Source organism: Lysinibacillus fusiformis (assembly GCF_003049525.1).
In the GTDB taxonomy this organism is placed as follows: Bacteria; Bacillota; Bacilli; order Bacillales_A; family Planococcaceae; genus Lysinibacillus; species Lysinibacillus fusiformis.
This window is the reverse complement of sequence record NZ_PYWL01000004.1, coordinates 111,055-135,997: the sequence shown is the minus strand read 5'-3', so window position 1 is coordinate 135,997 and position 24,943 is coordinate 111,055. Positions and strand designations below refer to the sequence as shown.

The 24,943-nt window shown below is 37.8% G+C and carries 24 protein-coding genes and 2 pseudogenes; 9 read left to right on the top strand and 17 right to left on the bottom strand.

Features of this window, described 5'->3' with window-relative positions; all coding sequences use genetic code 11:
- Positions 1–16 precede the first annotated feature (16 nt).
- The 5 genes from C9J29_RS11915 to C9J29_RS11895 all read right to left on the bottom strand — a co-directional run bounded on the left by C9J29_RS11915 (position 17) and on the right by C9J29_RS11895 (position 5,659).
- Entirely contained in the window at positions 17–1,045 is a 1,029-nt protein-coding gene (locus tag C9J29_RS11915) for a serine hydrolase domain-containing protein (RefSeq protein ID WP_008174786.1), read from the bottom strand.
- A gap of 631 nt (positions 1,046–1,676) precedes the next feature.
- Complete coding sequence (locus tag C9J29_RS24955) at positions 1,677–3,653, bottom strand: collagen-like domain-containing protein (RefSeq protein WP_272898256.1); 1,977 nt, start codon at positions 3,651–3,653, stop codon at positions 1,677–1,679.
- Positions 3,654–3,821: 168 nt separating this feature from the next.
- Positions 3,822–4,460 (bottom strand): DUF2306 domain-containing protein, encoded by a 639-nt coding sequence (locus C9J29_RS11905; protein WP_043989830.1) that lies wholly within the window; start codon positions 4,458–4,460, stop codon positions 3,822–3,824.
- Positions 4,461–4,507: 47 nt separating this feature from the next.
- The gene (locus C9J29_RS11900; RefSeq protein ID WP_008174792.1) at positions 4,508–4,942 is read right to left on the bottom strand and encodes a GNAT family N-acetyltransferase; all 435 of its coding nucleotides are present in this window, start codon (positions 4,940–4,942) and stop codon (positions 4,508–4,510) included.
- A gap of 246 nt (positions 4,943–5,188) precedes the next feature.
- On the bottom strand, positions 5,189–5,659 hold the full coding sequence (locus C9J29_RS11895; RefSeq protein WP_107922216.1) for a GNAT family N-acetyltransferase: 471 nt from the start codon (positions 5,657–5,659) through the stop codon (positions 5,189–5,191).
- A gap of 186 nt (positions 5,660–5,845) precedes the next feature.
- On the opposite strand from C9J29_RS11895, the gene C9J29_RS24950 reads away from it, so the two are divergent.
- Complete coding sequence (locus C9J29_RS24950; protein ID WP_025117240.1) at positions 5,846–6,055, top strand: YjcZ family sporulation protein; 210 nt, start codon at positions 5,846–5,848, stop codon at positions 6,053–6,055.
- Between the two features lie 404 nt (positions 6,056–6,459).
- Here C9J29_RS24950 and C9J29_RS11885 read toward each other — a convergent pair whose 3' ends face one another.
- Both C9J29_RS11885 and C9J29_RS24680 read right to left on the bottom strand, forming a co-directional pair.
- Positions 6,460–7,716: an S-layer homology domain-containing protein gene (locus C9J29_RS11885; RefSeq protein ID WP_089984438.1), complete on the bottom strand. Its 1,257-nt coding sequence runs from the start codon at positions 7,714–7,716 to the stop codon at positions 6,460–6,462.
- 483 nt (positions 7,717–8,199) lie between these two features.
- Positions 8,200–8,448 (bottom strand): annotated as a pseudogene (locus tag C9J29_RS24680) (CPCC family cysteine-rich protein); the annotation flags it as partial.
- Positions 8,449–8,832: 384 nt separating this feature from the next.
- Between C9J29_RS24680 and C9J29_RS11875 the strand changes: the two are divergent.
- The 4 genes from C9J29_RS11875 to C9J29_RS11860 all read left to right on the top strand — a co-directional run bounded on the left by C9J29_RS11875 (position 8,833) and on the right by C9J29_RS11860 (position 12,116).
- Entirely contained in the window at positions 8,833–9,084 is a 252-nt protein-coding gene (locus tag C9J29_RS11875; protein ID WP_089984443.1) for a helix-turn-helix transcriptional regulator, read from the top strand.
- Between the two features lie 470 nt (positions 9,085–9,554).
- Positions 9,555–9,968 carry a hypothetical protein gene (locus tag C9J29_RS11870; protein WP_107922215.1) on the top strand — a complete coding sequence of 138 codons (414 nt, stop codon included), beginning with the start codon at positions 9,555–9,557 and terminating at the stop codon, positions 9,966–9,968.
- Positions 9,969–10,405: 437 nt separating this feature from the next.
- On the top strand, positions 10,406–10,825 hold the full coding sequence (locus C9J29_RS11865; protein WP_089984448.1) for a DUF3139 domain-containing protein: 420 nt from the start codon (positions 10,406–10,408) through the stop codon (positions 10,823–10,825).
- A 733-nt stretch (positions 10,826–11,558) separates the two neighbouring features.
- Complete coding sequence (locus C9J29_RS11860; RefSeq protein WP_164908710.1) at positions 11,559–12,116, top strand: tyrosine-type recombinase/integrase; 558 nt, start codon at positions 11,559–11,561, stop codon at positions 12,114–12,116.
- A 577-nt stretch (positions 12,117–12,693) separates the two neighbouring features.
- Here C9J29_RS11860 and deoD read toward each other — a convergent pair.
- Together deoD and C9J29_RS11850 are read right to left on the bottom strand one after the other, a co-directional pair.
- A complete protein-coding gene (gene deoD, locus C9J29_RS11855) occupies positions 12,694–13,401 on the bottom strand; it encodes a purine-nucleoside phosphorylase (RefSeq protein ID WP_089984455.1) in 708 nt (235 codons plus the stop codon).
- Between the two features lie 112 nt (positions 13,402–13,513).
- Positions 13,514–13,732, bottom strand: a complete 219-nt coding sequence (locus C9J29_RS11850; RefSeq protein ID WP_036224643.1) for a YozE family protein — start codon at positions 13,730–13,732, stop codon at positions 13,514–13,516.
- Positions 13,733–13,977: 245 nt separating this feature from the next.
- Between C9J29_RS11850 and C9J29_RS11840 the strand changes: the two genes are divergently transcribed.
- The gene (locus C9J29_RS11840) at positions 13,978–15,819 is read left to right on the top strand and encodes a methyl-accepting chemotaxis protein (RefSeq protein WP_096364393.1); all 1,842 of its coding nucleotides are present in this window, start codon (positions 13,978–13,980) and stop codon (positions 15,817–15,819) included.
- Positions 15,820–16,438: 619 nt separating this feature from the next.
- On the opposite strand, the gene msrB is transcribed toward C9J29_RS11840, so the two are convergent.
- From msrB to C9J29_RS11815, 5 genes are all read right to left on the bottom strand, one after another.
- A complete protein-coding gene (gene msrB / locus C9J29_RS11835) occupies positions 16,439–16,867 on the bottom strand; it encodes a peptide-methionine (R)-S-oxide reductase MsrB (protein ID WP_008174799.1) in 429 nt (142 codons plus the stop codon).
- A complete protein-coding gene (msrA, locus tag C9J29_RS11830) occupies positions 16,860–17,393 on the bottom strand; it encodes a peptide-methionine (S)-S-oxide reductase MsrA (RefSeq protein WP_008174800.1) in 534 nt (177 codons plus the stop codon). The genes msrB and msrA overlap by 8 nt, the downstream gene beginning before the upstream one ends.
- Before the next feature lie 12 nt (positions 17,394–17,405).
- Positions 17,406–17,987 carry a YpmS family protein gene (locus C9J29_RS11825; protein WP_008174801.1) on the bottom strand — a complete coding sequence of 194 codons (582 nt, stop codon included), beginning with the start codon at positions 17,985–17,987 and terminating at the stop codon, positions 17,406–17,408.
- A gap of 4 nt (positions 17,988–17,991) precedes the next feature.
- Positions 17,992–18,936, bottom strand: a complete 945-nt coding sequence (locus C9J29_RS11820; RefSeq protein ID WP_008174802.1) for a GDSL-type esterase/lipase family protein — start codon at positions 18,934–18,936, stop codon at positions 17,992–17,994.
- A gap of 183 nt (positions 18,937–19,119) precedes the next feature.
- A complete protein-coding gene (locus tag C9J29_RS11815) occupies positions 19,120–19,962 on the bottom strand; it encodes a DegV family protein (protein WP_043989835.1) in 843 nt (280 codons plus the stop codon).
- Between the two features lie 274 nt (positions 19,963–20,236).
- Here C9J29_RS11815 and trhA point away from each other — a divergent pair, with 274 nt between their 5' ends.
- Positions 20,237–20,872: a PAQR family membrane homeostasis protein TrhA gene (trhA, locus tag C9J29_RS11810; RefSeq protein ID WP_008174804.1), complete on the top strand. Its 636-nt coding sequence runs from the start codon at positions 20,237–20,239 to the stop codon at positions 20,870–20,872.
- A 124-nt stretch (positions 20,873–20,996) separates the two neighbouring features.
- Here trhA and C9J29_RS11805 read toward each other — a convergent pair.
- The 3 genes and pseudogenes from C9J29_RS11805 to C9J29_RS11795 all read right to left on the bottom strand — a co-directional run.
- Positions 20,997–21,283: pseudogene (locus C9J29_RS11805) on the bottom strand (transposase); the annotation flags it as partial.
- Between the two features lie 257 nt (positions 21,284–21,540).
- Positions 21,541–22,035, bottom strand: a complete 495-nt coding sequence (locus C9J29_RS11800) for an HIT family protein (protein ID WP_008174807.1) — start codon at positions 22,033–22,035, stop codon at positions 21,541–21,543.
- A 58-nt stretch (positions 22,036–22,093) separates the two neighbouring features.
- On the bottom strand, positions 22,094–22,570 hold the full coding sequence (locus C9J29_RS11795; protein WP_008174809.1) for a dihydrofolate reductase: 477 nt from the start codon (positions 22,568–22,570) through the stop codon (positions 22,094–22,096).
- A gap of 161 nt (positions 22,571–22,731) precedes the next feature.
- Between C9J29_RS11795 and C9J29_RS11790 the strand changes: the two genes are divergently transcribed.
- Positions 22,732–23,649, top strand: coding sequence for an alpha/beta hydrolase (locus C9J29_RS11790; RefSeq protein WP_008174811.1), 918 nt, complete (start codon positions 22,732–22,734; stop codon positions 23,647–23,649).
- 61 nt (positions 23,650–23,710) lie between these two features.
- Positions 23,711–24,907, top strand: coding sequence for a class I SAM-dependent rRNA methyltransferase (locus C9J29_RS11785; protein ID WP_107922213.1), 1,197 nt, complete (start codon positions 23,711–23,713; stop codon positions 24,905–24,907).
- Positions 24,908–24,943: the final 36 nt, after the last annotated feature.

Genomic DNA, 24,943 nt, shown 5'->3' with positions numbered 1-24,943 from the left:
GCACAGTTCAAGTCTCTTAAATTGAAATTAACGCCTCTTCTATTCCTTTCATAATATCAATGGCTCCATTTGATTTATTGGAACAAATCACAACCTTGAAAGAGGATTCTGGATAATATGCTGAGTGGAAGCAGACCCCAGGATCGTACCCCATAACATGATATTTCAGAATAGATGGTTTGCTATTTTTCTTAATCCATACACCATGTCCATAGCCATTATTTCCACTCGTTTCTACATGTACTGTTAGAAGTTGCTGCGTTAAATCTTCATTTAAAAGTTCAAAATTCATCAGGGCACGCCAAAACTTCGCCATATCACCTACTGTGACAAATGCTCCCCCATCAGAACCCCCCTTTACGGGTAATGAGTAAATATTTGTTTTCCATGTACCATCTGGATTGTCGATGTAACCTAAGGCTGTGTTTGACGGCAGAGCATCCAACGAGAAATAGCCTGATTCCGTCATTTTCACTCGATCAAAAATATATTGTTGAATGTAATCTGAAAAAACCAATCCAGATGTTTGCTCGACAATTAATCCTAATAAAATATAGCCAGCATTGTTGTAATGAAATCTATCGCCTACTTTATATTTCATAGGGCGATTTTGAAATAACGGTAAAAAATCACTCAATGTTCGAAGATGATACATAGGATTTTCCACCCATAACTCTTCAAAATCTTCCATTTCTTCCTCATCAAAATAATCTGGTATTCCAGAAGTATGCGTCAATAAATGATGAATCGTTATATCCTGATCAAAATAGTCAAAATGATGGTTAAGGTATTCATGTAATTTCGTATCAAACGAAAGTTTCCCTTGTTCTATTAGCTGACAAATAGCTATTGCCGTAAAAATTTTACAACCAGAAGCAATACCAAAACGAGTTTTTGCCTGATTTTTGATTTGCTCAGAACGATTAGCATACCCAAAGCTTTGATTGACTAAGACACCCTTCTCTCGATTCTCCACAAGCACTGTCCCTGAAAAATCAACCTTCTGTTGAATGTCCATTATGATGTTATGTAATTTTGTATCCATACAGACTCCCCTGATTTTATTAAATTTTCTAAATAATTACTCTTTCTATTTTAACAATATAGATTGAATGTGTCATGTGAATTTTTTCCAAAATCGAAAGTACTGCCATTCAATGGGTACTTCGAGCAATTGTAGCCTTTTTCTTTTTACTCTTTGATTATTTTACAACTAAGACTATTGAACTTTGCCTTAGTCATCTCTTGGTAATATTATTGCCTATCCCCCTTATTTAAAAGAGGAAATCCTATCTGAAAACTTACGTAAAGCTCGATATATCGGCTGGCTTTTTTATTAACCGAATGAAGGGGAAAAATAGAAGAGGTTCAAAATGTTGCGCTTGCTTTATGGGAATCAGACGAATCAATCTCTAGTTTTTTGCATACACAACTCCAAACAACTACGCGTACAGATTTGAACCTAAAATCTCAGCCCTTTTTTCTACCAATTATTCTTATTAAAGAAGGAAAGATTGATTATCATGGGCTACAAAACCTAAACATACGAAAGACTGGTTACATGAACAACTAACGACAACTCATCAAGTAAATATAAAAAATATACTCTTAGCAACCATCGATCAACATGACAATTTGCAGATTTTCCTATATTAAATGAGTCTCATTAAACGACACTAAATAGTGGTCAAAATGATAGTTGCAGAAACGCCATTAGAAAAAGCTCCACCAGTTGTAGTCACTTGCACAGAAAGAAGTGTACAACTATTAATTGAATAGTTCGCATTTGCCTTGGCACAACTATTTGGAGTAGTTATTGAACTTGGTCCTGTCACTGTCGCAATAATCCCCGTTGCAGTTGGGGCAGTGAAACCACCATTCGTGCTTGTAAATACTTGTGCTGAAGCGGTTTGTCCTGCACTAAGTGAATGATCCCGTATATTCAACGTTAAGCTTTGAATAATAGCATTTTCCGGAATTACGATTGAACTTCTCACAAAAGAAGCTGATGAATTGCCTGTTCCTAGAAAATCATTATTACCAACTGATTGATCTGTAGATAAGTATACTTCCATGAGACCCGGACCACTTGGACCCGTAGAGCCAGTAGTGCCCGTTATACCAATAACACCCGTAGTCCCCCTTGCTCCAGTTGCCCCCGTAACGCCTGTGATTCCAGCAATTCCTGTGGCTCCTTGCAGACCTGTCGCTCCCGTGGTTCCTGTTGTACCTTGTAGACCCGTGGCTCCGGTATTTCCTACTAGTCCTTGGAGACCCGTGGCTCCCGTGATTCCTGTTACCCCAGTATTCCCTGTCACTCCTGTGAATCCAGTTGTACCTTGTTGCCCTGTGGCTCCGGTATTTCCTACTGTCCCTTGGAGACCCGTCGCTCCGGTGTTTCCTGTTACTCCAGTATTCCCTGTCACTCCTGTGAATCCAGTTGTACCTTGTTGCCCTGTGGCCCCAGTATTTCCTACTAGTCCTTGAAGTCCCGTGGCTCCGGTGATTCCTGTTACCCCAGTACTCCCTGTCACTCCTGTGAATCCGGTTGTACCTTGTTGCCCTGTGGCTCCGGTATTTCCTATTGTCCCTTGGAGACCCATCGGTCCGGTGATTCCTGTTACTCCAGTATTCCCTGTCACTCCTGTGAATCCAGTTGTACCTTGTTGCCCTGTGGCCCCAGTATTTCCAACTAGTCCTTGAAGTCCCGTGGCTCCGGTATTCCCAACTAGTCCTTGAAGTCCTGTCGCCCCTTTATTTCCTACTAGCCCTTGAGGTCCTGTCACTCCCTGAATGCCTATGGCTCCAGTTTGACCTGTTATCCCTTGAGATCCTGTCGCTCCAGTTGATCCCGTTATCCCTTGTGGTCCCATTGCTCCTGTTATTCCTATTTCTCCTTGGGGTCCTGTTACTCCTGTTATTCCTATTTCTCCTTGGGGTCCTGTCGCTCCTGTTATTCCTTTTTCTCCTTGAGGTCCTGTCGCTCCTGTTATTCCTATTTCTCCTTGGGGTCCCATTGCTCCTGTTATTCCTTTTTCTCCTTGGGGCCCTATTACTCCTGTTATTCCTTTTTCTCCTTGAGGTCCTGTCGCTCCTGTTATTCCTTTTTCTCCTTGAGGTCCTGTCGCTCCTGTTATTCCTTTTTCTCCTTGAGGTCCTGTCGCTCCTGTTACTCCTGCTAGTCCTTGAGCTCCTGTAGTTCCTGTAGTTCCTGTAGTTCCTGTAGTTCCAGTTCTTCCTGTTGCTCCCTGAGATCCCGTCGCACCGATTAATCCTGCTAGTCCTTGCAGTCCTCTCTCACCAGTTGCTCCTACCAGCCCTTGAGGTCCCATTGCTCCGGTTATTCCTGCCACTCCTTGTGGTCCTGTATCTCCAGTTGCTCCTGCTAGTCCTTGGGCACCTGTCACTCCAGTTGCCCCCGTTATGCCCTGGGGTCCCATTGCCCCTGGCGAACCCTGTGCACCTTGCGGACCTGTTGTACCTGTCGCACCCGTGACACCTGTTGCTCCTGTTACACCTATCGGATCTTGGATGCCAGAAAAATCATATGGATAGCCATTACAACCAAATTCATTACACTTATACTTCATGGGATAGTTACATTTGGAATCACATTTGAAATTATCAAAATTACGGCTGTAACTAAACCTCAAACATTTCACCTCCCATTCTTTTGCATCATATTCGAAAATTTACTATAGGGATAATTAATGCACCTAGTTTATTGACTAATTAGTTAATTAATATACAAATGCTTTTGAATTTGGCCATAACCTAAAAAAACATTGGGCTCTATTGAGAACTCAATGTCTGATTATATTTCAATGTATGTTCGCAAGAAATGGTCCGAGTTTACGCCGGATATACCATTCGATTACGATTAAATTCGGTACCCAACATAACCAAGCAATAACAGCATAATAATACTGAAAATTTTCATCCCCGTATAGGATGGTAAACAGAGGTAACCAGATACGTAAGGTCACTGCCGCAAACGTTAAAGCATAATTTCTTAGCATCCATTTTTGATGAGCTTGAATGTTTCGATGTTTGATTTTTATGAGCGCTTGCAACATTGTCAATAACCAACCTATCGATAATAAACCAAAGCCCAATTGCGAGACCCATCCCCCTGTGGCGTTGAATGCTAAATAAAGACCTGCACTACCGCCGAACAAAATACTGGCACAATATAGTTTCCCCAATATTCGATGACGTTTTACATTGTTCTCTCTTAATTTTGAGGACAAGGTAAAAGGACCAATTATTAACGCTAACACTCCGAAAATAATATGAATATACAGCACGATGAACCACAATGAGTGTAAAGTAGCATTTAGCATAAGCTTTAATTGAACAAAACCTGCTTGCTGTGCATCCAACACAATATATTGAACGATAGAATAGCCCGCTATTAAAAATGCCAAGACACTCATGATCAACCACAATTTCTTCTTAATAGATGCAGCTCCTTTCTTCCCTAATATAGATTATTTATTATTATGTACTAGTTGAAAGCGGTACGCTGCAATGGAGGGCCGGTTAAAAGGCATGCAAATCGCTCCACACCTAGGTATTTTTCTCCTAAACTCGTAATGTGAAATCCTATATTTTTATAAAAAATCACAGCATCTCTATCCGTTTCAGCATAAATGGAAGAAAATGAATGATGATGGTTAATAAATTGTACCATCTCACCCCCAATGCCTTTCCCACGATGCGCTGGTGATACAGCAATATGTTTAATGACACACTGATGTGCATCAACTAATTCAATACCTAGACAGCCAACAAGTTCTTGATCCATGTAATAGCCATATAATTTTCTTGCTGGGGCATGTATATACAAATCATATTCCTGATCCACTTTTGTTTTTGATGTGGCATAGGATAATAAAACTTTCACTGTAGGCTGAATAGGAATAGATTGAATAATTTCCATAGAACTCTTCCTTTCGATTATGGTTATACAGATAGGCCTTGGTTTCATTGTTAAATTACTGACTGGATTTTATTTCTTCAAAACTTTTTTCCACAATACTAAAACGAACATCATTAGAATTAAAATAGTCATTCCAATAAAAATCATTGAAAGTGGATCAACAAGTATAAAATAGCTGTCTCTTATCTGATAGTTGCTACTCATGGAATACCTCTTATTCATAAAGTTAGAAGTTCGTATTTTTGTTTAATCTAAAACCTTCTCAAAACTTAAGATAACTTTATCTTCGTAAATTCTCTCATCAAATTGTATAAAACTAAGCGACGACCAGAAGTTTACTGCATTTTTATTGGTAGAATGAACAGCAATATGAATACATTTTACTTGTTGGCTTCTCATCCGTTCCTCATACAACATGTAAATTTTTTTGGCATATCCTAAACCTTGATATTTTTTGTGTACCGCCAACAAACTTATCCAAGGTTTTTGATGACGAGGGCTTGACATTCCATAATCCAAAATAGCTATAAAGTCATCCCCTTTTTTCACCAAATATCTTTCAATCTGTAATTCTTCTGTTTCTTCATGTATATCTAAAATATCCTCATTCCCAAGAACTTTTTTATCATAGGCAATTAAATTATATTCCTGATTCGAATTCATAATGTCCTTTTCGGTTTCCACAAATTTCATATCATTTTTAAGAAAGGTAAACATTTTTTATTTCTCCTTTTCTTTTGTTAATTTCATAGTACCTCAAATCGGATTTCAATGGCGTTTAATTATGGATTAGAAGTAGACCATTATTATATCGAGGACTCTTTTTTAGCTTACATTAGACGAATACCCCACTCCCTTCAATGACAAATTACATACTATAAATTGAAGAAAGGAGAGGTTTTCATGGGATATTACGGAAACGTAGGAAACGCAGGATATTATGGTAATGTAGGTAATTACGGTTGTTGTTACAGCGGTTATGGGAATGAATATAGCATGGGCTACTGCATGGACCACGGCAAAGGTAATAGTTCAACATTTGTCTTAATCGTTATTCTATTCATTCTACTCATTATCGTTGGCGCAACATTCATGCAAAAAGAAGATTGTTAATTAGTTAGTTGTAAAACAAATAACTATAACTCTTTCTGTCAATAATCCAAGGGTCACACTCAGCTGTGGCCCTTGGTTTTTTAGAAAGAAAAAGAAAAGCAACCGACTAGTATTTAGCAATTAGTCTTGAATAGCTGCCTCTAACGCTACAACCATCATGTCGTTGAATTACTTGTACTTTTTTTAAAGGACAAGATACCTTCATTAATGTTGATTTAATAACATTCTATACTATTCAAAATGCATCTAAAATTGTTTACTTTTTTATTGTGTTAACTAAATATAAGATGTTGGTCGCTTTTTGGTCGCCTTATTTCTGTTAAAAAAACTTAAAGACCACCCATCATGGAGCGGTCTTCTTTGTTAATTTATTGGTCTCTAGATCATCTTATTTACAAATAATTCTACTTCGGTACTTCATAAATGAACATGCTTCCACCATCTGTTCTACCACTTAGCTTTTCACCTGGTTTAACCTTCACCCCATTGAAAGCCCAGTAGCGATATTCCTCACTCTTCTTAAATTCATTAGTTGATGTACTTTTTGGAGATGATAAATGAAAACTTGCAATTTTACTTTTATCAACTAATAAGTTTGAAGCAAAGTTCATATCAGAGCCATTCTTAACACTTTGAACACTTACGTCTCTACTAGGCTTGAATGTGTATTCATAATAGATTGCATAAATCTCTTTATTCAGTAGAATTTTATCTTCACCTTTTTCATTAAAAAACATATCTTTAAAAATACCCTTTGGTTTAGTGCCTGTTGTATCTACAAAAATGGCATGTTCAATTGTAGCTACACCAGTGTTATTTAGATACGTATGAGGTTTACCAAGAACATCTTCATATCCACCATAATTCGTTCTTTCAAAATTGGAAATAGTTAAGATGTTTGTTCCTGTGCCAGCAACCTCACGAAGTTCTTTTAACCCAGTAAAGTCAGAAGGTGTTTTCTTCATAGCATCCATAAAGCGGATAAGGATAGTTGCTACCTCGGCACGTGTTGTATTGCCATTAGGCTTGAATGTGAAATCTTCATAGCCTGAAAGCAATCCAGTACCAAGTGCTACCCCGATATACGGAAGGTCCTTTTTATTTACCCCTCCACCATAAAACTCTGGAATCGGAATGAGTGTAAGGTTTGAATTCGTCATTTCCTCAATCGCTTTCCCATAATCAGTATTTGCATGGGCTAAACCATTTGCTAACCAATGAGACATTTCTCCGCGAGTCATTGCTTTGTTTGGTTCAAATTTGTTATTAGAGAAATCACTAGCTTTAATAAATCCAACTGCTAGTCCTTCTTGAATAGCGTCATTTGCCCAATGTGAAGCCTCTACATCTGAAAATTTAGATGGTGTACGGTCATTGCCATCGAATACCCGTGATAGGAATGTCGCAAACTCTGCACGTGTTACTTGAGCAGATGGCTTATATGTTCCATCTTCATATCCCGTAACTAATCCTTTTTCAGCAACCTGTTTAATGGACTCATATGCCCAATGGGATTTAGGTACATCTTTAAGCGTTGTTTTGCTAACCGATGTTGCTTGCACATTTGCAGAAGCAATAGGAATAACTATAGCAGCTGTCATAACACTCCCTGCTAGCGCTTTAATCATTAAATTATTGTTCGATGATTTCTTATGTAACATTTCATACCTCACCTTTTATTTAAAAATATGTACATACCAAAGTTACCATATATCCCCTTAATAAGGAATATAGACTATATGTAATACCTTCTTTTATATCCTTATATCTAAAAAAATTATGAATACTCCGTCCCTTACACCTAAATGAATGCAATAGAAAAACCAGCCTTCATGGCGTGGCCTTTTTTGGTTTACTTAGGTGAAGCCCTTTTAATTTTAATTCTAATCTTAGGTTTCTATCGTCGGAATATTCAACCGTTTTAACAAATTTTCAACAATCTCTATCGCTTCGTCTCTTTGCCTATAGTCAGAAGTGCAAAACCTAATCATTTCTAAATCATTTATAGCTTGTTCAACAATTTTGTTTATCGCTTTTGGAACATCAATCAAAGATAAGTTATGTTCTAATTCTGCAATATTATACACCCCTTCTTTAAACTTTCTACAAACTAATCCCAACTCATACAAATCATCCTTAAATGCCTTCCAATTAGGATTTCTTTTATCTTGTTCATTAGACTTTCGAACATTTTTTACAAACCTTTTCTCACAAGCACCATACCTAATATAATTTTTTTGTGCTTCAATAAGGGGCACTTGGTTAGCACCTAAATCGTACTCATTTTCTTTTTGAAAAGGGTCGTCCTCCCAAAAACAAATTGGGCATATATCATAATCTCCAACACTATTCAATGTTCTATAACCACAACATGGGCACGTAATTTTGTTCATAGTACACCTCACCTCTCGACTCAATTCTATGTCATTTTTTACAAAATTCTTATTGCATTAAACTACTCATTAAGTTTAATAATACCTCATATAACTTTCATTTGGATAACTATTTCCATTTACCACTCAAGCCCATTATCTAGCGATGGTTCACTAAGCACTATTGATTGAAGAAGGCTTTCATAATGGAAGATGGTACGAAGATTTAAAACAGATAACTAAACAAGGTTGTCTGTTTTTTTATATGTGCATTTACCTACTGTTCCTTTATAGTTAAATTGAAGGAGTTGATTTTTATGAGTTTTCTTTTAGATGCTAATAAATATCCTGCAAAGCCTGGCGCAATGCTGTATGATAAAACCGAATCCTAGGTGGAATCATCCAATGTCGAAAAACTACTCTTTCAATAGCAAAGAAGAATTTATAAAATTAGTTCAAACGGAGATCCTAACATCATCAGAAGTGTTGGAGGAATTGCAAATTTCTAGGCAGTCATTAAATTCACTTGTAAAACGAGGAAAGTTAACTCCTATTAAAGAGTTACCACGGGATCGTATGTTTTTACGTGAAGATGTAGCAGCTAGAAAAAAAGCAGCTAAAGAGCTGCTGTCAAAGTATAGACCGTATGATAAATAAAAAATTGACCAGGAACTCACCTAGAAGGAAAACAGATCGTAATTAATGGGCAAGTAAACAAAGAGGATGTAACGGTCGAGCTAATCGATGCAATCAAAACAGATGTTAATTCAACGATTAACTACTTACAAGATATCGATCCGGCTGTTCATGAAAGATGGAATTATGTTGAGGCTGATTTGAGTGCGATTGATAATTTAGGCAATAAGTTTGGAGTTCCATATAATGGTGGATCTGGAACGATGTATGGCGATTCGAGTGAAGATATTACATGGAGTGCAACAATTCATTGACTAGATCCCGAGGCAACATCGATTACATTCTCTAAGCTACTTAGTCGTTATCGTCTCGGTAGAGTGTAACAGTCGATCTCATTTGTTGCACATTTTCCATTTCGTTACCAATGTACAATCTTCCATGTTATAATTTTGAAGAAAATTAGTATTAGTTTAAATTTAAAGAAGTACAAAATGATGTTTAAAGACCCTTGGAATCCTACACAAAAGGAAATAAAAAAATGGGCGTATAGTGATGAAATGGAACCTGTGCAAGATTGGGAACTCTTCATCTATAAATATGAAAATTTACCAATGATTTGTACATTTGTTGAAGATGAGCAATGTGAACATACTTCTTATTTCCTTAATACCTTATATGTTTTCACAGGAGATACGGTTCGGGTAGGAGACAGTGAAAAAATTCAAAAGCTATCTCAATTACTAGATATGATTGAAAATACAACTACATCAAAAGAACTTAAATTGTGGATTGAGCGTTCTCAACTTCTCATTGAATATCCCGAATATTACCATTACTCTTATTGGGGTCTTTGTTCAAGGTTTGTTTATGAAAATTTAGAATCGGGCGCAATTCCAAAAATTTAATTTCCGAAACAATAAATTTTTAACTCCAACAATCTAAGGCTTGCGTGATAACAATTCATTACACGCAAGTCCTTTTGTTATGCCTTCAAAACCGCTCTACAGCCTAACACACGTGGCTTTGTAACTCCAACTAAACTTCCTATGCAAATGACTCTTCTCCTCCACTATCAACCCCTATAGGCTGTTAAATGTAGATAGAATTATAATTGCTAATTGACTAAATGCTAAAATAGTGTAAAATTACACTACAAGAGATGCTTTAGTGGATAAATTGAGCACATGCTTTGCAGCTTCAATTTCACTCGGAATAATAGGGGATATTTTCATTTTTCAATAAGCGAAACAAAGCCTATCACACATCAATCAAGGACTTGTGAGTAAAAATGATTATTTTGTTATTAAAGAGAAGGAAGAAACAATTTTTAGGGGGATGTAAGATGAATAAAAAAAAGATATTAATTATAACTAGTACCCTAATCGCTGTTATTGTCTTTGCTCTGCCAATGGGTTTTATTTATGTGCTAAATAACGGTAATCCATATACAAAATACATCGCTAATAAGTATGTTCCAGAATATTTGGAAGAGAAGGGATATACAGACGAAAAAATTGAAGAATCACATTATGTTGAGCCAAAGTACTTAATAAATAAAGATTTTTATCACGGACATTATATGGTTATTTTTAAAGATGAGTCGGATACAACCTATTATTATGGAATAACTAAAAAAGGAAAACAAGTTCAGCAATTTTGTGAAAAAGACAGACTTTCATTAGATGGTGTTACTGAAATATTTGAGGGTGAGACAAAATATAGTGAGAAAGAATGTAAAAATTCTTTAGATAATAGAGATTAGTTTGCTTTGGATTATTATTATATGTCCAAGGTAAACCATACAAACGGTAACAGACATTTTTTTCAACTACATTTAAGAACATAATTCCCTTTCAGTCTCGGTGGCAGTCCTGCTTCTGATTGCCTAACGAGAGAAATTCCTGAACCTTCTTTGAGTGATACTTAATAGTAATTTTTTAAAATTGTTGATTTTCTATGATAATTCCAATGGAAATCTTCCTTTTCTCTGTTTTATTTTAGGTAGTAAAATGGATATTTCACTTTCCACTTTTTCATTCGATATCGAATATGATTATAGTTTATCACTAAAAATAAAAATATATAAATATAATAAATGTCGTTTGCAAAAAGCTGTTTTAAATGGGTTTCAACGAGTTCTATCGAACAAAAAAAACTTTAAACAGAGTAAATATTTCGTTAAGTAGAAAAATAAATGATTTTTATGATTTTTATCACCCTTTTAAAAAACATTCTTAATATAATTTTTATTATATTATGGTTGATAAAAAACAGACAATATTTTTCTAATTCTATTCAAGCCATAAAAACACTTAGATAAGATTTGCATTCGTACAGTACATCAAATGATTCAAACTAAGTTTACCTCATTGCGGTATCTGTTTATGTATGCTCTTGTTAATGCGAAATTTCTTTTAACCTATTCAAAGGTTATAATCAAATTATTGAAAGTAATCTCTTACTTGAATCGCTTTACAGCTCTAAGGAGCGATACTATGGCTAGCTATGAAATACTAACGCCTAACAAAAATGGTCTACCTCGTATAATGATCCTAGTCGAATTTGGCTATGATGAAAATGGTAACCGTTTGAGAAGCAGAAAGACATTTACTTTACACAAATTAACGGAATCAAATATCATTAATGCTATAACTCAATTTGAAAGGTCTTTAGGTACAGAGCCACAAACATTCGCAAAACCGAAAAAACATACCTTTAAAGCTTTTTCAATGAAGTTCATGGCTGACTATGTAAATATAGAACTAAAAGTTAAGTCTCGAAACACGTATGAAAATTATCAATGGGGATATCTAGAGGTCAATCCTTGTGCCAATGCTACAAAACCGAAGCGACAAAAGTCCAAACGGATTAACTACTATACAGAGCCACAAATGCAACAACTGCTCTCAACCCTTCCAAAGCTGCATATCAAACATCAGCTACAAATCAAAATTGCTATGTATTGTGGGTTACGCATGAGTGAGATTGTAGGACTGCGCTTAGATTCTTTTGAATTTGTTAACAATACTATCTATGTTGATAGAACATTATAGTATGATAAGGAGCAACAGCGATTCTTCTTAGACTCCACAAAAACAGGCGAGAATCGCCTTGTATACGCTCCTGAAAGCCTTATGAACCAGTTACAAACTTAAATTGAGATAAAGCAAAATAAGTTATCTAAACTTAGAGATAGGTTCAATCCTATTTTAGATAAAGACGGAAAGCATATTTATTTAATGTTCTCAAAGGATAATGGTTTTCCAAATCACCCTGATCGTATGAGTAAGTAATGGCAAGATATTGTTCGTCAATATTCGCTACCTTCAATCACGTTTCATGGTTTGCGACATACATTTGCTTCTTACATGCTCTAAAGGCGTAAACATCAAAGTCATCCAAGAGCAATTAGGACATGCTACAATACATGAAACAACTAATACCTACTCTCATGTTGGTCAAGACCAAAAGAAAGACGCTATGGAGCTTTTTAACGCTCTATAAACAAAAAACCTCAACAGGCTCTCATTTATCGAGTCACCCATTGAGGATTAAAAATCTAATTAATTTCTAGTGTAGTCCCTTTTAGTCCCTTTGAAATTTATTCCAAACTTCAAACCCTTGTTATGACTACTCTTGAATAGCTGCCTCTAACGCTACAACCATCATGTCGTTGAAAGTCGTTTGACGTTCTTCTGAAGTTGTTACTTCGCCAGTTAAAATGTGGTCACTTACTGTTAGAACAGAAAGTGCTTTACGCCCGAATTTAGCTGCTAATGTGTACAGAGCTGCTGATTCCATTTCTACGGCTAGTACACCGTATTGTGCTAATTTTTCATTTTGATGCTCATCTGAGTAGAATAAATCTGCTGTGAAGATATTCCCCACTTGTAAGTTAAGTCCAGCATCTTTTCCTGCGTTATACGCTTTTAATAATAGGTCAAAGTCTGCGATTGGTGCGAAGTCGATAGCACCGCCCCAAATGATTTGGTTCATACGTGTATCAGATGTTGCTGCTTGCGCTAAAATCACGTCACGCACTTTCACATCTTTTTGAATTGCACCACAAGTACCTACACGGATTAATTTTTGAACATCATATTCTTGCATTAATTCTGTCGCATAGATTGAAATAGATGGCACACCCATACCAGTTCCTTGTACTGAAATACGTTTGCCTTTATACGTACCTGTATAACCAAACATATTACGTACCTCATTGTAGCAAGTTACATCTTCTAAAAATGTTTCCGCGATGTATTTTGCACGAAGTGGATCTCCTGGAAGTAAAATTGTGTCAGCGATTTCACCTTTTTTTGCATTAATATGAACACTCATACTGCAATCCCTCTTTTCTGTCAGTTATCACTATAAATAATACTGTGTTTCTGTCATTTACGCAATGCTAGACGTCTAGCAACTTAAAAATTATTTATAGTTTTCGTACAATTTATGCCTGTCCCTCATATAACTCCCACAAATGATCAAAAGCTTCAATCGTTAAATTTTCTGTAGCATAAGATTCAATGTAGTTGGATAACTCATTAAAGTCTGCACTTTGCTTTGGAAAATTATGCTCATGAAACATTTCCTCTGCAAACCGTACCTTGGCATCTGACCAGTCGCCGCCTCGAAATGTAAGGACATATAAATAAAAACTTTTTTTCATCACACAATTTCCCCTTTTTTGCATTTACTTTTCGATAGTGTAGCAGAAAAAAAGGTATTCGTCATAATTCCCACTACTAAGATATATTTCCTATTCTCGATTTTAGAACTATTTTCTTGGTCATCCTGACTTTTGTCACAGTTATATCTATCAGAAAAATTTAAATTTTTAGAAAAAATAATAGAAAAATCTAGTAAAATAAGATAAAATTGAAATCGATTACTAAAAAATAGGAAGGTGATGCGATGAAAAAGACTAAAAAAACTCATGATGCAGCAAAAAAACGCCCGACTCTCTTCACTTTTAGCTTTTTTAAAGGAAAGAAAGCTTCAATACAAGAGGAAACCGGGATCAATCCCCCTCCTATGAAAGAAAAACGACAACGTTTTTACCATTTAATTCGGGGCAAAGTGCTTATTATGTTCGCACTTCTTATTGTAATTAACGGTGTTATGGGTATATTGTCTTATGTCAATATACAGAAGCTTCAGCAGGAGATGGAAGATTTCACTAAGAAAAATGTCCTAGAGCAATTAACAGTTAACCAACTTGCGTATGAGATAGCAAGGTTAACGAATTTGGAACAAAGTTACTTAATAACAGGGAATGGTATTTATTCTACCTCCTATCATTTAAAAATTGATACCATTAATAAAAAATTAGCAGCATTAAATGAACAATTTCAGGATCGGCAAGTTGAGCTTGGTCATATGCAGGCCATCGACCAATATTATAAAAATTACCTGGATTATTCAAAAAAAGTAATGACTATGCGTGATGAACTTGGTCTCGAACAGGCTCGTAAGCTCATGATGGGGGCTACTGGAGAAACAATGAAAACGCATATTGATAATAATATTGAATCCATAAATATGGTGATGGATGAGTCGAATAAAGCAAAGTTAGACAAGCTTAATCAGCAAGTCAATCTTTCAATCACTACATTTTTTATTGTATCCATTATCGGCTTTTTAGCGATCGTCATTTTTGGTTTCATGCTCTTTAAATCTTTGAAGCGTAATACACAAGCGATTAATGATTCCATCCTTGATATTGCTCAGGCAGGCGGCGATTTAACAAGACGTGTGAAAGTGCGAAATCGCGATGAATTTTCCATTATTGCCGCTTCCACAAATACATTGATTGAGTCGATTTCCAATTTAATTCGACGTGTAAGCGAACTGGCTGATCATGTATCAAGTAGTAGTCAGGAGCTCATGTCGTTAGCAGATGAAAATGCTCGTACCATTCAAGATATTGCGGATGCAACAGCCGATATTGCAAGCGATAGTGATAATACCATTTCTAGTATGAATAGTGCGCAACAAAAAATGAGCGACCTAGAGCACTCTATGCATCAATTAAACGAACAAGCGAGTGCCGTACATCGTGCCTCTATAGCCATGCAGCAAGCAGCCGATGAAGGAAGCCTTTCTGTGGAGCAATCTTCGCTGGTTATGCAATCAATCGAAGAAACAATGGCTTCCACAACATCAACGGTCGAGGCGTTAGGTCGAAAATCTGCCGACATTACATCGATCATTGGTACCATTACAGCTATTTCCGAGCAAACAAATCTATTAGCTTTAAATGCAGCAATTGAAGCAGCTCGAGCTGGCGAGCATGGTCGGGGCTTTGCCGTGGTAGCGGATGAAGTTCGTAAACTAGCAGAACAATCCCAAAGTGCCGCCAAGGAAGTAACTGCGATAGTGACATCTATTCAGAATGAAGTCACATCGATCATTGCCCAAAACCATGAAGGGGTCACTACTGTCATTCGTGGCGTTGAAGTGACCAATGAAACTAATCAATCCTTGGCCAACATTTTATCGCATACAGAAGAAACTACAACGATTATAGCAGCCATGGTGGATAAAATTGCATCGACACTGGACTTTAGCAACGCAGTAGCAAGCGACTTCATTCACGTCAATGCCTATGCCGAGCAGTCCGCAGCTAACACTGTAACATCCGCCGCCGCTGCCACCCAGGGCTCCGCTTCCATGCAGGAAATCAATGCGGCTGCCACAGAGCTTGCCCAACAAGCAGACAGCCTCCGTAATCTAGTAGGCGCATTTAAAGTTTAAGTTTTATTGCGAATTTCTGAGGAGGATCCTTTCGTTGGAGGATCCCCTCTTTTTTTGGCTGGAGGGGGTTCAATTGGGGAGATATGGATTAGCCATAGTCAAGGCGGCTTTCTGTCTCTTTGAATTGTCTCCTGCTATGTAGTGTTTTATCCATTCCTCTGAGCGGGCTATCCACCACTTTTCACTTTCTATCCACCACTTTGAGAGTTTTATCCGTCACTTTGCTATTTTGCACCTTTATATTGGAGAATCCTCTCACTTGATGCGACTTCCCTTCGATTTTAGCATTCTATCCATCGCTCTGAGCGGGCTATCCACCAATTTTCACTTTCTATCCGTCACTTTGAGAGCTTTATCCGTCACTTTGCTATTTTGCACCTTTATATTGGGGAATCCCCTCACTTAATGCGGCTTTCCTTCAACTTTAGAGTCCTATCCATCGCTCTTAGCGGGCTATCCTTCACTTTTCGATGGCTATCCACCACTTTGAGAGTTCTATCCGTCTCTTCGCATATTCTATCCACCGCTTTGCTATTGCTTGCCATTCATCTGAACTCTCCCTCCCTCTACACCCACCAAAACAAAAAAATCCTAGCAAGATCGCTCTTGCTAGGATTTTTTATTTGAATAATGATAGGAATTGGCCGTAGCCTTCTTTTTCTAGATCTTCTTTTGCTATGAAGCGAAGGGATGCTGAGTTAATGCAGTAGCGTAGGCCTCCTAGTTCGCTTGGGCCGTCTGGGAAGACATGTCCTAAATGGGAGTCTGCTTCTTTACTGCGTACTTCTACTCGGCGCATACCGTGGGTTGTGTCGAAGTGCTCGGTTACTTCTTCTTTTTGGATGGGTTTCGTAAATGCTGGCCATCCACAGCCTGAGTTGTATTTGTCCAATGAGCTGAATAGTGGTTTTCCAGAGACGATATCTACATAGATGCCCTCTTCAAAATGCTCATCGAACTCATTGCGAAACGGTGGTTCTGTGCCATTTTCCTGTGTCACGTAATATTGCATGTCTGTAAGTTCTTTTAAACGTTGTTCTTTATTCATGTTTATTCCCCCAGTGATGCTCTTGATACGCTCGGCGACCGCTTCCAACCGAATAGCGTTCGTAGTGCATTGGATTTTTCTTATAATAATATTGGTGATAGTCCTCAGCCGGGTAAAATGTGCTAGCAGGTAAGATTTTCACCATGATCGGTTTATCAAACTTTCCAGAAGCTTCTAGATCAGCCTTTGAACGCTCTGCTAGTTGACGTTGTTCTTCATTATGATAGTAAATGGCTGTTGTGTAGGATTCGCCGCGATCATAAAACTGTCCACCTGCATCTGTCGGGTCTATTAAGGTCCAATAGATAGACAGTAGTTGCTCATAGCTATAAAGATCATCATCGTATACGATTTGCACGGCTTCGGCATGTCCAGTAGTTTCTGAGCACACTTGCTCATAGGTTGGATTGACAACATGTCCACCTGTATAGCCAGATAGCACCGATTCAATCCCAGGTGTTTCGTCAAATGGCTTGACCATACACCAAAAACAGCCTCCTGCAAATGTTGCATATTGCTTTGCCATTCATTTCACTCCTTATTCACCAGGAACAATAATTTCTAATAAAATTTTGTCATTTGGTAAGTCCAATTCTTTAGCACGGACGCGTGATCCGGATGCTATGTTAATGCGAGATAAATCAATATAGATTTCTGCTTTATTTGGGTTCACGGTAATCCATGAAGGGAATTCCACCGAATCCCGCATAATTTTCATCGTCGTCTCCGGCGGAATATTTAATAGCCCGACATTCATCCCCGTTTGCTTTAAAATAATATTGCCCTTGTCATCTACAATGGGTTCAAAATTCATGGAAATCGGAATTTCCGTGTAAAACACCGTGAGCGTGCTTCGTAATTGAATATCATCGCCGATTGTAAAATCAAGTGGTAAAGGCGAGCCTTTTGCTGCATCCTTTAAATATTTTTTGGAAATCGATTCTAATTCCTTTGTTGTGGTTTGCACCACGAGTACATTTCCTTTGCTTTCACTTTCACCTGCTGAACGCTTGGCAACATCGACTCCATCTACTGGTCTAGTTGCTAAAAAAACGACGAGGAGGATTGCAAAAAGCACTGTGCCTGCTAAGGCGAAAAACGCGACTTTCCATTTATTCATTTTGTCACTCCTCGAAGCCTATCGCCTTGTTAATCTTTTCTTCCATACCACACTGCTCCATTGCCGCTAGTATACGTTCTGTCATTTTTTCATATCCCTTTGCATTGGGGTGGAAAAAATCTGTATGATAGACGAGCTCTTCATTTGAATCAAATAAATCCTCCACCGATACATAGCAAGCATTGGAATCTTCACTCGCTACTTCCTCAATCACATTATTCCATTCTGTGATAATTGTATCGAATTCATTCGCCTCATTGGTCACAATCGAAAACGGATTATAGAAACCAATGAGTAGGATGGGCACTGTCGGATTTTTTGCACGAATGCCTTCAACGATTTTGCTATAGCGCTGCTTATACGTCCGCAATTCTTTATCGAATGCGTCACGCTTTAAATTAAACAAATCCTGTTTAACAACTTTCATGACATCATTGCCACCCATTGTTAAAGAAATGAGCTGCGCTTGTTGCAACTCTTCATCATAATGCCCTTTTTTCACTAATTTTAGTAGCTGATCACTACGTCTACCACGTTTGCCACGATTATCAACATCTACCTCGGAAATCGAGGGCCACGTAAGCAATGAATCTGCTAATCTTCCTACATAACCGTCTTGACTATACTCATCACCGACACCATCTGTTAATGAATCTCCTAGTGCCAGATAATGCAGTTGCTTTGCATTTTCTTCATCAATTTGCGATAAATCCTCTGCTGATGGCTCAAAAAAATGTTCAAAAATTTGCGTCAACATATTCTTGGAGGTTTTTTCCTCTTCTACTGTTTGTTGCTCATCCTGCGTCATATCTTGCTCCGTTTCTGCTTGCTCACCGTCAGGCTCTGCTTGCGGATTCGGCTCATCGATTGATATTGCACAACCACTAAGTACTAAGACGGCCAAACATGACAACATAAATCGCCGAATGTCCATTTGACCACCTTCCATCCCTTTCTGTACCTTCTATTATAGAATAGTTCATACCCTAATGAAAAGTGACTTACTCTCTGTTCTCCATAATTTTGTGTTGTTGCCAAAATTCCTCTTTTCCAAATAGCCGAACAAGTATCCAGCTAAAAGGGCCAAAACGAAAAAAGCCACTACATTTACTTATGTAGTAGCTCCTCACTATTATTCTGCAAAATAAATAAATCCGATGGCACCCGGTCCAGTATGTGTCGAAATAATTGGAGATGTAAAGGCAATCTCAACGTCATTAAAGCCAGTACCTTCGATTAACTCTTTTAATGGATTCCCCATTGTGATGAGGCCATCTGCATGAGAAATACCGACAGCTTTGACTGTTTTCCCAGCCGTATCAGCTTGGAATTGTTTAAATAAGTAATTCACTACCTGTTTATGGCTACGCACCTTGGAAACGGGATTGTAAACGCCACCCTCTAAATTAGCAATAACTTTGATGTTCAGCAATGAACCGATAAAGCCTGTACCTTTACCAATTCTACCGCCCTTAATTAGATTTTCAAGCGTATCCACAATTACATATAGATGTGTGTTTGCACGTACTTTATCCAGACGAGCTACGATTTCCTCAACTGTTGCTCCAGCATCGCGCATTTTAATAGCCTCACGTAGCTGAATAGCTAAACCGATTGCAATAAAGCGTGAATCAATCACCGTCACATCAGCGTCTGTCATTTGAGCCGCTTGTCGTGCTGACTCTACCGTGCCACTCATACCACCTGTCATATGGATGGAGAGAATTTGATCGCCATCCTTGCCTAGCTCATCATATAATTCCTTAAATTTACCTGGTGCAGGCTGTGAACTTTTCGGCAAATTTTTAGCATTTTTCATCAAGCCTAAAAAGGGTTGTGGCTCTAAATCCACACCATCTATATATGTTTCACCATCAATTTGAATTGTTAATGGCACGATATGTATGCCATGCTGTGCTACTTCTTCTTTTGTTAAATCACAAGTTGAGTCCGTTACTATATGAATTCGTCCCACTTCGACACATCCTTTTACTTCATTAAAATTTATTATATAGACTAATGAATCATTATGTAAACATGACATTTGTCATTAGGCAAAGCCTTGATTTTTTGAAAATGTAAACGCTACCTTTGATACTATAGCGTTTCCTTTATCTCTTGTCTATCAAAGCCCCTAAAAGAATATGACAGCCTTATGACATTTTTGATATGAAATATATGACAAATGTAAATGTTCATGTATAAATTATTGGGGTATAGTAAATACATGAACGAAAGGAGTGTTGTAAATGATTGATTCATTTGACTATAAATCTTGGAAGGAAGAACTGTGGAATGCCATTACACACGGTATTGGTTTTATTGCAAGTATTCCGGCTCTAGTTGTTTTACTGCTTACAGCTGTGCAAACAGGTAATGCTCTACATATTACTACTTTTAGTATTTTTGGCGTCTCTGTCATCATCCTGTTTTTAATGTCCACATTGCTACACAGTATGCCAGAAAAATATAAACACTTTTTCGCTATTTTGGACCATTCGTCCATTTATATTTTAATTGCCGGTACGTATACGCCGTTTTTATTAATTGCGGTGGGTGGCACCCTAGCCATTACTTTATTATGTATTATTTGGTCACTCGCAATATTAGGTGTTCTTTTTAAATGTTTCTTCATTAACCGCTTTGAAGTGCTATCCTTAATTTTTTATATTGGCATGGGCTGGCTCATCATTTTTGCTATTAAGCCTGTTTATTTATACTTAGGATTTTATGGCTTTGCTTTACTACTTGCAGGTGGACTGTTCTATACAATTGGAGCCATCTTTTATGCTTGGCGCTCTCTACCTTATAACCATGCAATCTGGCATCTTTTTGTGCTAGCTGGCTGTGCTTCCATGTACGCTTGTGTGTACTTCTATTTATAAAAAAAGTCGCTCCCTTCATAAGAAGGCACTGAAAAACTTATGTTTTCATAAAAGCGAACCTTTTTCAGATAAAAATAAGGCACTTCTTGTTCAATTTTGAACAGGAAGTGCCTTATTTCTGTCTCACTGGATCTTCTGTTGCCATATCCAAGAAATAGTTGAATGACAGCGCTCTACTAGGTCGACGTCTGATACATCATTAATCGCTTTTAATAATAAGTACTTAAACATGCGAATTGGAGGAATGGCATTACGTCCATTGTCTAAACAATATTTTGTTTTTAGCTCTTCTAAAATGAATGAAAATTCAACAAGTTCATTGATCTGACGAAGCATATTATCTTTTGGCACAACAATATCGTAGATTGCCATGTATGGACTTAAATTAAGGGTTTCCTGATTTGAAATCATTGGGGCACCACCTACATATCCATTCTTTTATTATAAAGGAAAGTGTGACTAAAATAATAGAATGATACATTGCGTTGTTTGGAGAAGCATCGCTCGACTCCTGCGGGAAAGCGAGACAGACGAGACCCCGCACGAAGCGAAGCGTAGGAGGAGACTCGGCGCTCGCCCGCGGAAAGCGAGCGGAATGCTTCGGAAAACAACAGTAGAGTCACAGTGCCAAATGAAAAAAAAGATATGGACTTTTTCAGTGCCCTTCTTCATAAGGATCGATTTTTTATGGATTCTCTTAAAAGCTCAATAGCTTCCCTTACTTCTTTTTCATGCTCCTCATTACTCAAATTATTTCTGGCATGAAGTAATACTGGCCTCAAGGATTCAACGGATCGCCCGAATGCATTCATCCATTCATAGCGGGGCACCATCCAAGTATGGAAATGATGAGTCGTATCTTCGTTGTAAAAATAATAAACGTATTCAATGCCCAATACTTCCCTTTGAGCTTGTCTAATTATTGTTAAGAGATTGATGTAATCCAGTTTTTCGTCATTATTTAATTCATCGAAGCAATGGATGTGACGCTTTGAAGCTAAAATAACTAATCCCTTGATTGGATAAGCTACATCCTGGTGGGCGTGAAAATAATCCGTTTCAATGATAACACCACCATTGGGCTTGACCTGTCCACTTATGATGGCACAGCTCAAGCAATCAACTTGAGCAATTTCTCCACTCGATAATCGTATGTTGCGCATCAATATCTCCCCTAAATATAGAAATAGCACGGTCTATCAAAACCGTGCTTTTCCCATGTTATTTACGCTCAAAAATTTGATATTGGAAAGTATAGCCTTCTGAAGCTGTTTCGGGCTGTTCAGCAGAAACCTCTACAAACTTCTCCTCATAGCTCGGAAAAAAGGTATCGCCCCGAAATGAATGATTGATTTTTGTAATATATAAGCGATCTGCCATTTCCATTGATAAACGGAAAATTTGCTCACCGCCAATAATCATGATTTCCTCTACATCCCCTGCTATCGCTATTGCTTCTTCTAGGCTCGTCACAGTTTCAGTGCCTTCTGCGTGATAATTTTCATCTCGTGTAATAACAATATTGCGACGTCCAGGTAGTGGACGACCAATGGATTCAAACGTTTTTCGTCCCATAATCATTGGCTTGCCCATTGTTTTGTTTTTGAAATACTGCAAATCTCCCGGTAAATGCCAAGGCATTCCGTTATTATAACCAATTACATGGTTGTCATCATGTGCCACAATTAAAGAAATCATACTGTCCCTCCAAATACTTTCTTCCCTTTTATTATAAACACAATTCGTTGATTTCACCTCTATTATGAAAGAATTTTCTTTTTCTAAAATTAAATCATAGTAAAATTATATGAATAGTTTATAATGTAAGTAATAAACGTCACGATAAAGGACTGATGAGGATGACTACTTTAAGAAAAGAAGCTGTTCATTATATTCAAGATCAACAAGTTGCTACACCCTACTATCAAGTTACACCACAGGAAGCTCGCGCGATGCGTACGGTTACGCCATGGCAATCACCCCATAAGCCAATATTAGCGGCGATGCAAGATCAACTAATTACCATGCGTGATGGGGCTCAAATTACGCTACGACTTTATATACCTACTCATGATCAACCATTACCTGTTATTGTTTATTATCATGGCGGTGGCTGGGTATATGGTAATTTAGAGTCTGTTGATGCTGGCTGTCAGCTTTTAGCAGACCAAGCGCAAGCAATTGTCGTTTCAGTGGATTATCGTTTGGCTCCTGAATTTCCTTTTCCAACTCCATTGCAGGATGCCTACGATAGCTTAGTATGGGTGCATGACCATATCGAAGCATATGGTGGCGATGCTGCTCGGTTGACCGTGGCTGGGGACAGTGCTGGCGGAAATTTAGCAACGGTCGTGGCCTACTTAGCTGTAACTTCAGGTGGACCATCATTGCAAGCACAAGCACTCATTTATCCTGTTACGAATGTGGATTTTACGACCGTTTCCTATCAGGCTTATGGAGAAAAGTTCGGCCTAGATAAACAGGGCATGCAATGGTTTTCTCAACACTATACAGATGAATCGAACTTTACAAATCCATTGGTGTCTCCCCTACTGCTCGAGGATGTAAGACGTATGCCTAAAACACTCCTCATTGCAGCAGAGGCAGATGTCCTCTTTGATGAAGGTTTAAGTTATGCCCAAAAATTGTCTGACTCTGGAGTACCTGTGGAGCATATAACCATGTCTGGTTTAATTCATAGCTATTTTAGCAAAATGAATTATTTTGAAGAGGCAACAATCGAAACGGTGGCAAAAATTGCTGAATTCCTGAAATAAGTTTGGCTATCCCATCCAAACAGTGCGATAATAAAGCAAAACGTTTTTAAAGGATGACAACATGACACAAATAATTGCACTACAAATAAAACAGCCTTTTGCTGATCAATTAAAAAAAGGCTACCCATTAATTTCAAAAGATGCAGTGGATGCACGACAACTACCTTACGAGCAAGGGACTCTACTTAAGCTGATGGATCACCATAATCGTTTTATTGGTACAGGTTACTACGGTATTCAAAATAAAGGGATTGGCTGGGTCCTGACGACAGATATAAATGAAACCATTGATAAAGCTTTTTTCATTAAAAAATTCAAAAAAGCTATACAGCTACGAGAAGCATTCTTCCAGAATGAACATACAACAGCCTTCCGTGTTTTCAATGGCGAGGGTGATGGTATCGGTGGCCTAACGATCGATTTCTTTAATGGCTACTATATGGTGAGTTGGTATAGCGAGGGTATTTACTCATTGAAAGAAGTCGTTTATGAGGCGCTTGCTGAAACCATCAACTACCAGGCCATTTATGAGAAAAAACGATTCGATAGTAAAGGGCAATATATGGAACAGGATGATTTTGTCATGGGGACTCCTGGCGAATTTCCAATCATGGTTAAGGAAAATGGGATGACCTATGCAGTCCATTTAAATGATGGTGCGATGACTGGGATTTTCCTTGATCAACGGGAAGTACGATTAGCTATTCGTGAGCGCTATGCGAGCACAACAAATATGCTAAATACCTTCTCCTACACAGGGGCATTTTCTGTATCAGCCTCGCTTGGAGGAGCTACTAAAACAACAAGTGTCGATGTTGCAAAGCGCAGTTTAGCCAAAACGATTGAGCAGTTTAGCGTCAATCAAATTGATTATGAAGCGCAGGATATAAAAGTAATGGACGTTTTTCATTATTTTAAATATGCACAGCGTCACGAATTAAAATTTGACCTTGTTGTATTAGATCCACCAAGCTTTGCCCGCACAAAGCAAATGACGTTCTCAACGGCGAAGGACTATCCAAAATTACTGAAGGATACGATTGCGATTACAGCCAAAAATGGCATTATTGTGGCTTCCACAAACAACGCAAGCTTCGGTATGAAAAAGTTTAAAGGGTTTATCGACCAAGCATTTAAAGAGACTAGTACACGCTATAAAATTGTAGAGGAATACGGTTTACCAAAGGATTTCCGTGTGCCTCGTGAATATCCTGAATTTAATTATTTGAAGGTCGTTTTTATTCAAAAAATGGACTAACTCATCTGGAATCACACTTTGCTGTGGTTCTTTTTT

Bases quoted from the DNA above. Each gene is read 5' to 3' on its own strand.
- msrB (WP_008174799.1), bottom strand. From the start codon at position 16,867: ATGAATAAAGAACAACGTTTAAAAGAACTTACAGACATGCAATATTAC.
- msrA (WP_008174800.1), bottom strand. From the start codon at position 17,393: ATGGCAAAGCAATATGCAACATTTGCAGGAGGCTGTTTTTGGTGTATG.
- C9J29_RS11875 (WP_089984443.1), top strand. From the start codon at position 8,833: ATGTCGAAAAACTACTCTTTCAATAGCAAAGAAGAATTTATAAAATTA.
- C9J29_RS11895 (WP_107922216.1), bottom strand. From the start codon at position 5,659: ATGTTTACCTTTCTTAAAAATGATATGAAATTTGTGGAAACCGAAAAG.
- C9J29_RS11820 (WP_008174802.1), bottom strand. From the start codon at position 18,936: ATGGAAGGTGGTCAAATGGACATTCGGCGATTTATGTTGTCATGTTTG.
- C9J29_RS11900 (WP_008174792.1), bottom strand. From the start codon at position 4,942: ATGGAAATTATTCAATCTATTCCTATTCAGCCTACAGTGAAAGTTTTA.
- C9J29_RS11795 (WP_008174809.1), bottom strand. From the start codon at position 22,570: ATGATTTCTTTAATTGTGGCACATGATGACAACCATGTAATTGGTTAT.
- C9J29_RS11865 (WP_089984448.1), top strand. From the start codon at position 10,406: ATGAATAAAAAAAAGATATTAATTATAACTAGTACCCTAATCGCTGTT.
- C9J29_RS11825 (WP_008174801.1), bottom strand. From the start codon at position 17,987: ATGAATAAATGGAAAGTCGCGTTTTTCGCCTTAGCAGGCACAGTGCTT.
- deoD (WP_089984455.1), bottom strand. From the start codon at position 13,401: ATGAGTGTTCATATTAATGCAAAAAAAGGTGAAATCGCTGACACAATT.
- trhA (WP_008174804.1), top strand. From the start codon at position 20,237: ATGATTGATTCATTTGACTATAAATCTTGGAAGGAAGAACTGTGGAAT.
- C9J29_RS11785 (WP_107922213.1), top strand. From the start codon at position 23,711: ATGACACAAATAATTGCACTACAAATAAAACAGCCTTTTGCTGATCAA.
- C9J29_RS11850 (WP_036224643.1), bottom strand. From the start codon at position 13,732: ATGAAAAAAAGTTTTTATTTATATGTCCTTACATTTCGAGGCGGCGAC.
- C9J29_RS11885 (WP_089984438.1), bottom strand. From the start codon at position 7,716: ATGTTACATAAGAAATCATCGAACAATAATTTAATGATTAAAGCGCTA.
- C9J29_RS11790 (WP_008174811.1), top strand. From the start codon at position 22,732: ATGACTACTTTAAGAAAAGAAGCTGTTCATTATATTCAAGATCAACAA.
- C9J29_RS11915 (WP_008174786.1), bottom strand. From the start codon at position 1,045: ATGGATACAAAATTACATAACATCATAATGGACATTCAACAGAAGGTT.
- C9J29_RS11800 (WP_008174807.1), bottom strand. From the start codon at position 22,035: ATGCGCAACATACGATTATCGAGTGGAGAAATTGCTCAAGTTGATTGC.
- C9J29_RS11860 (WP_164908710.1), top strand. From the start codon at position 11,559: ATGGCTAGCTATGAAATACTAACGCCTAACAAAAATGGTCTACCTCGT.
- C9J29_RS24950 (WP_025117240.1), top strand. From the start codon at position 5,846: ATGGGATATTACGGAAACGTAGGAAACGCAGGATATTATGGTAATGTA.
- C9J29_RS11870 (WP_107922215.1), top strand. From the start codon at position 9,555: ATGATGTTTAAAGACCCTTGGAATCCTACACAAAAGGAAATAAAAAAA.
- C9J29_RS11840 (WP_096364393.1), top strand. From the start codon at position 13,978: ATGAAAAAGACTAAAAAAACTCATGATGCAGCAAAAAAACGCCCGACT.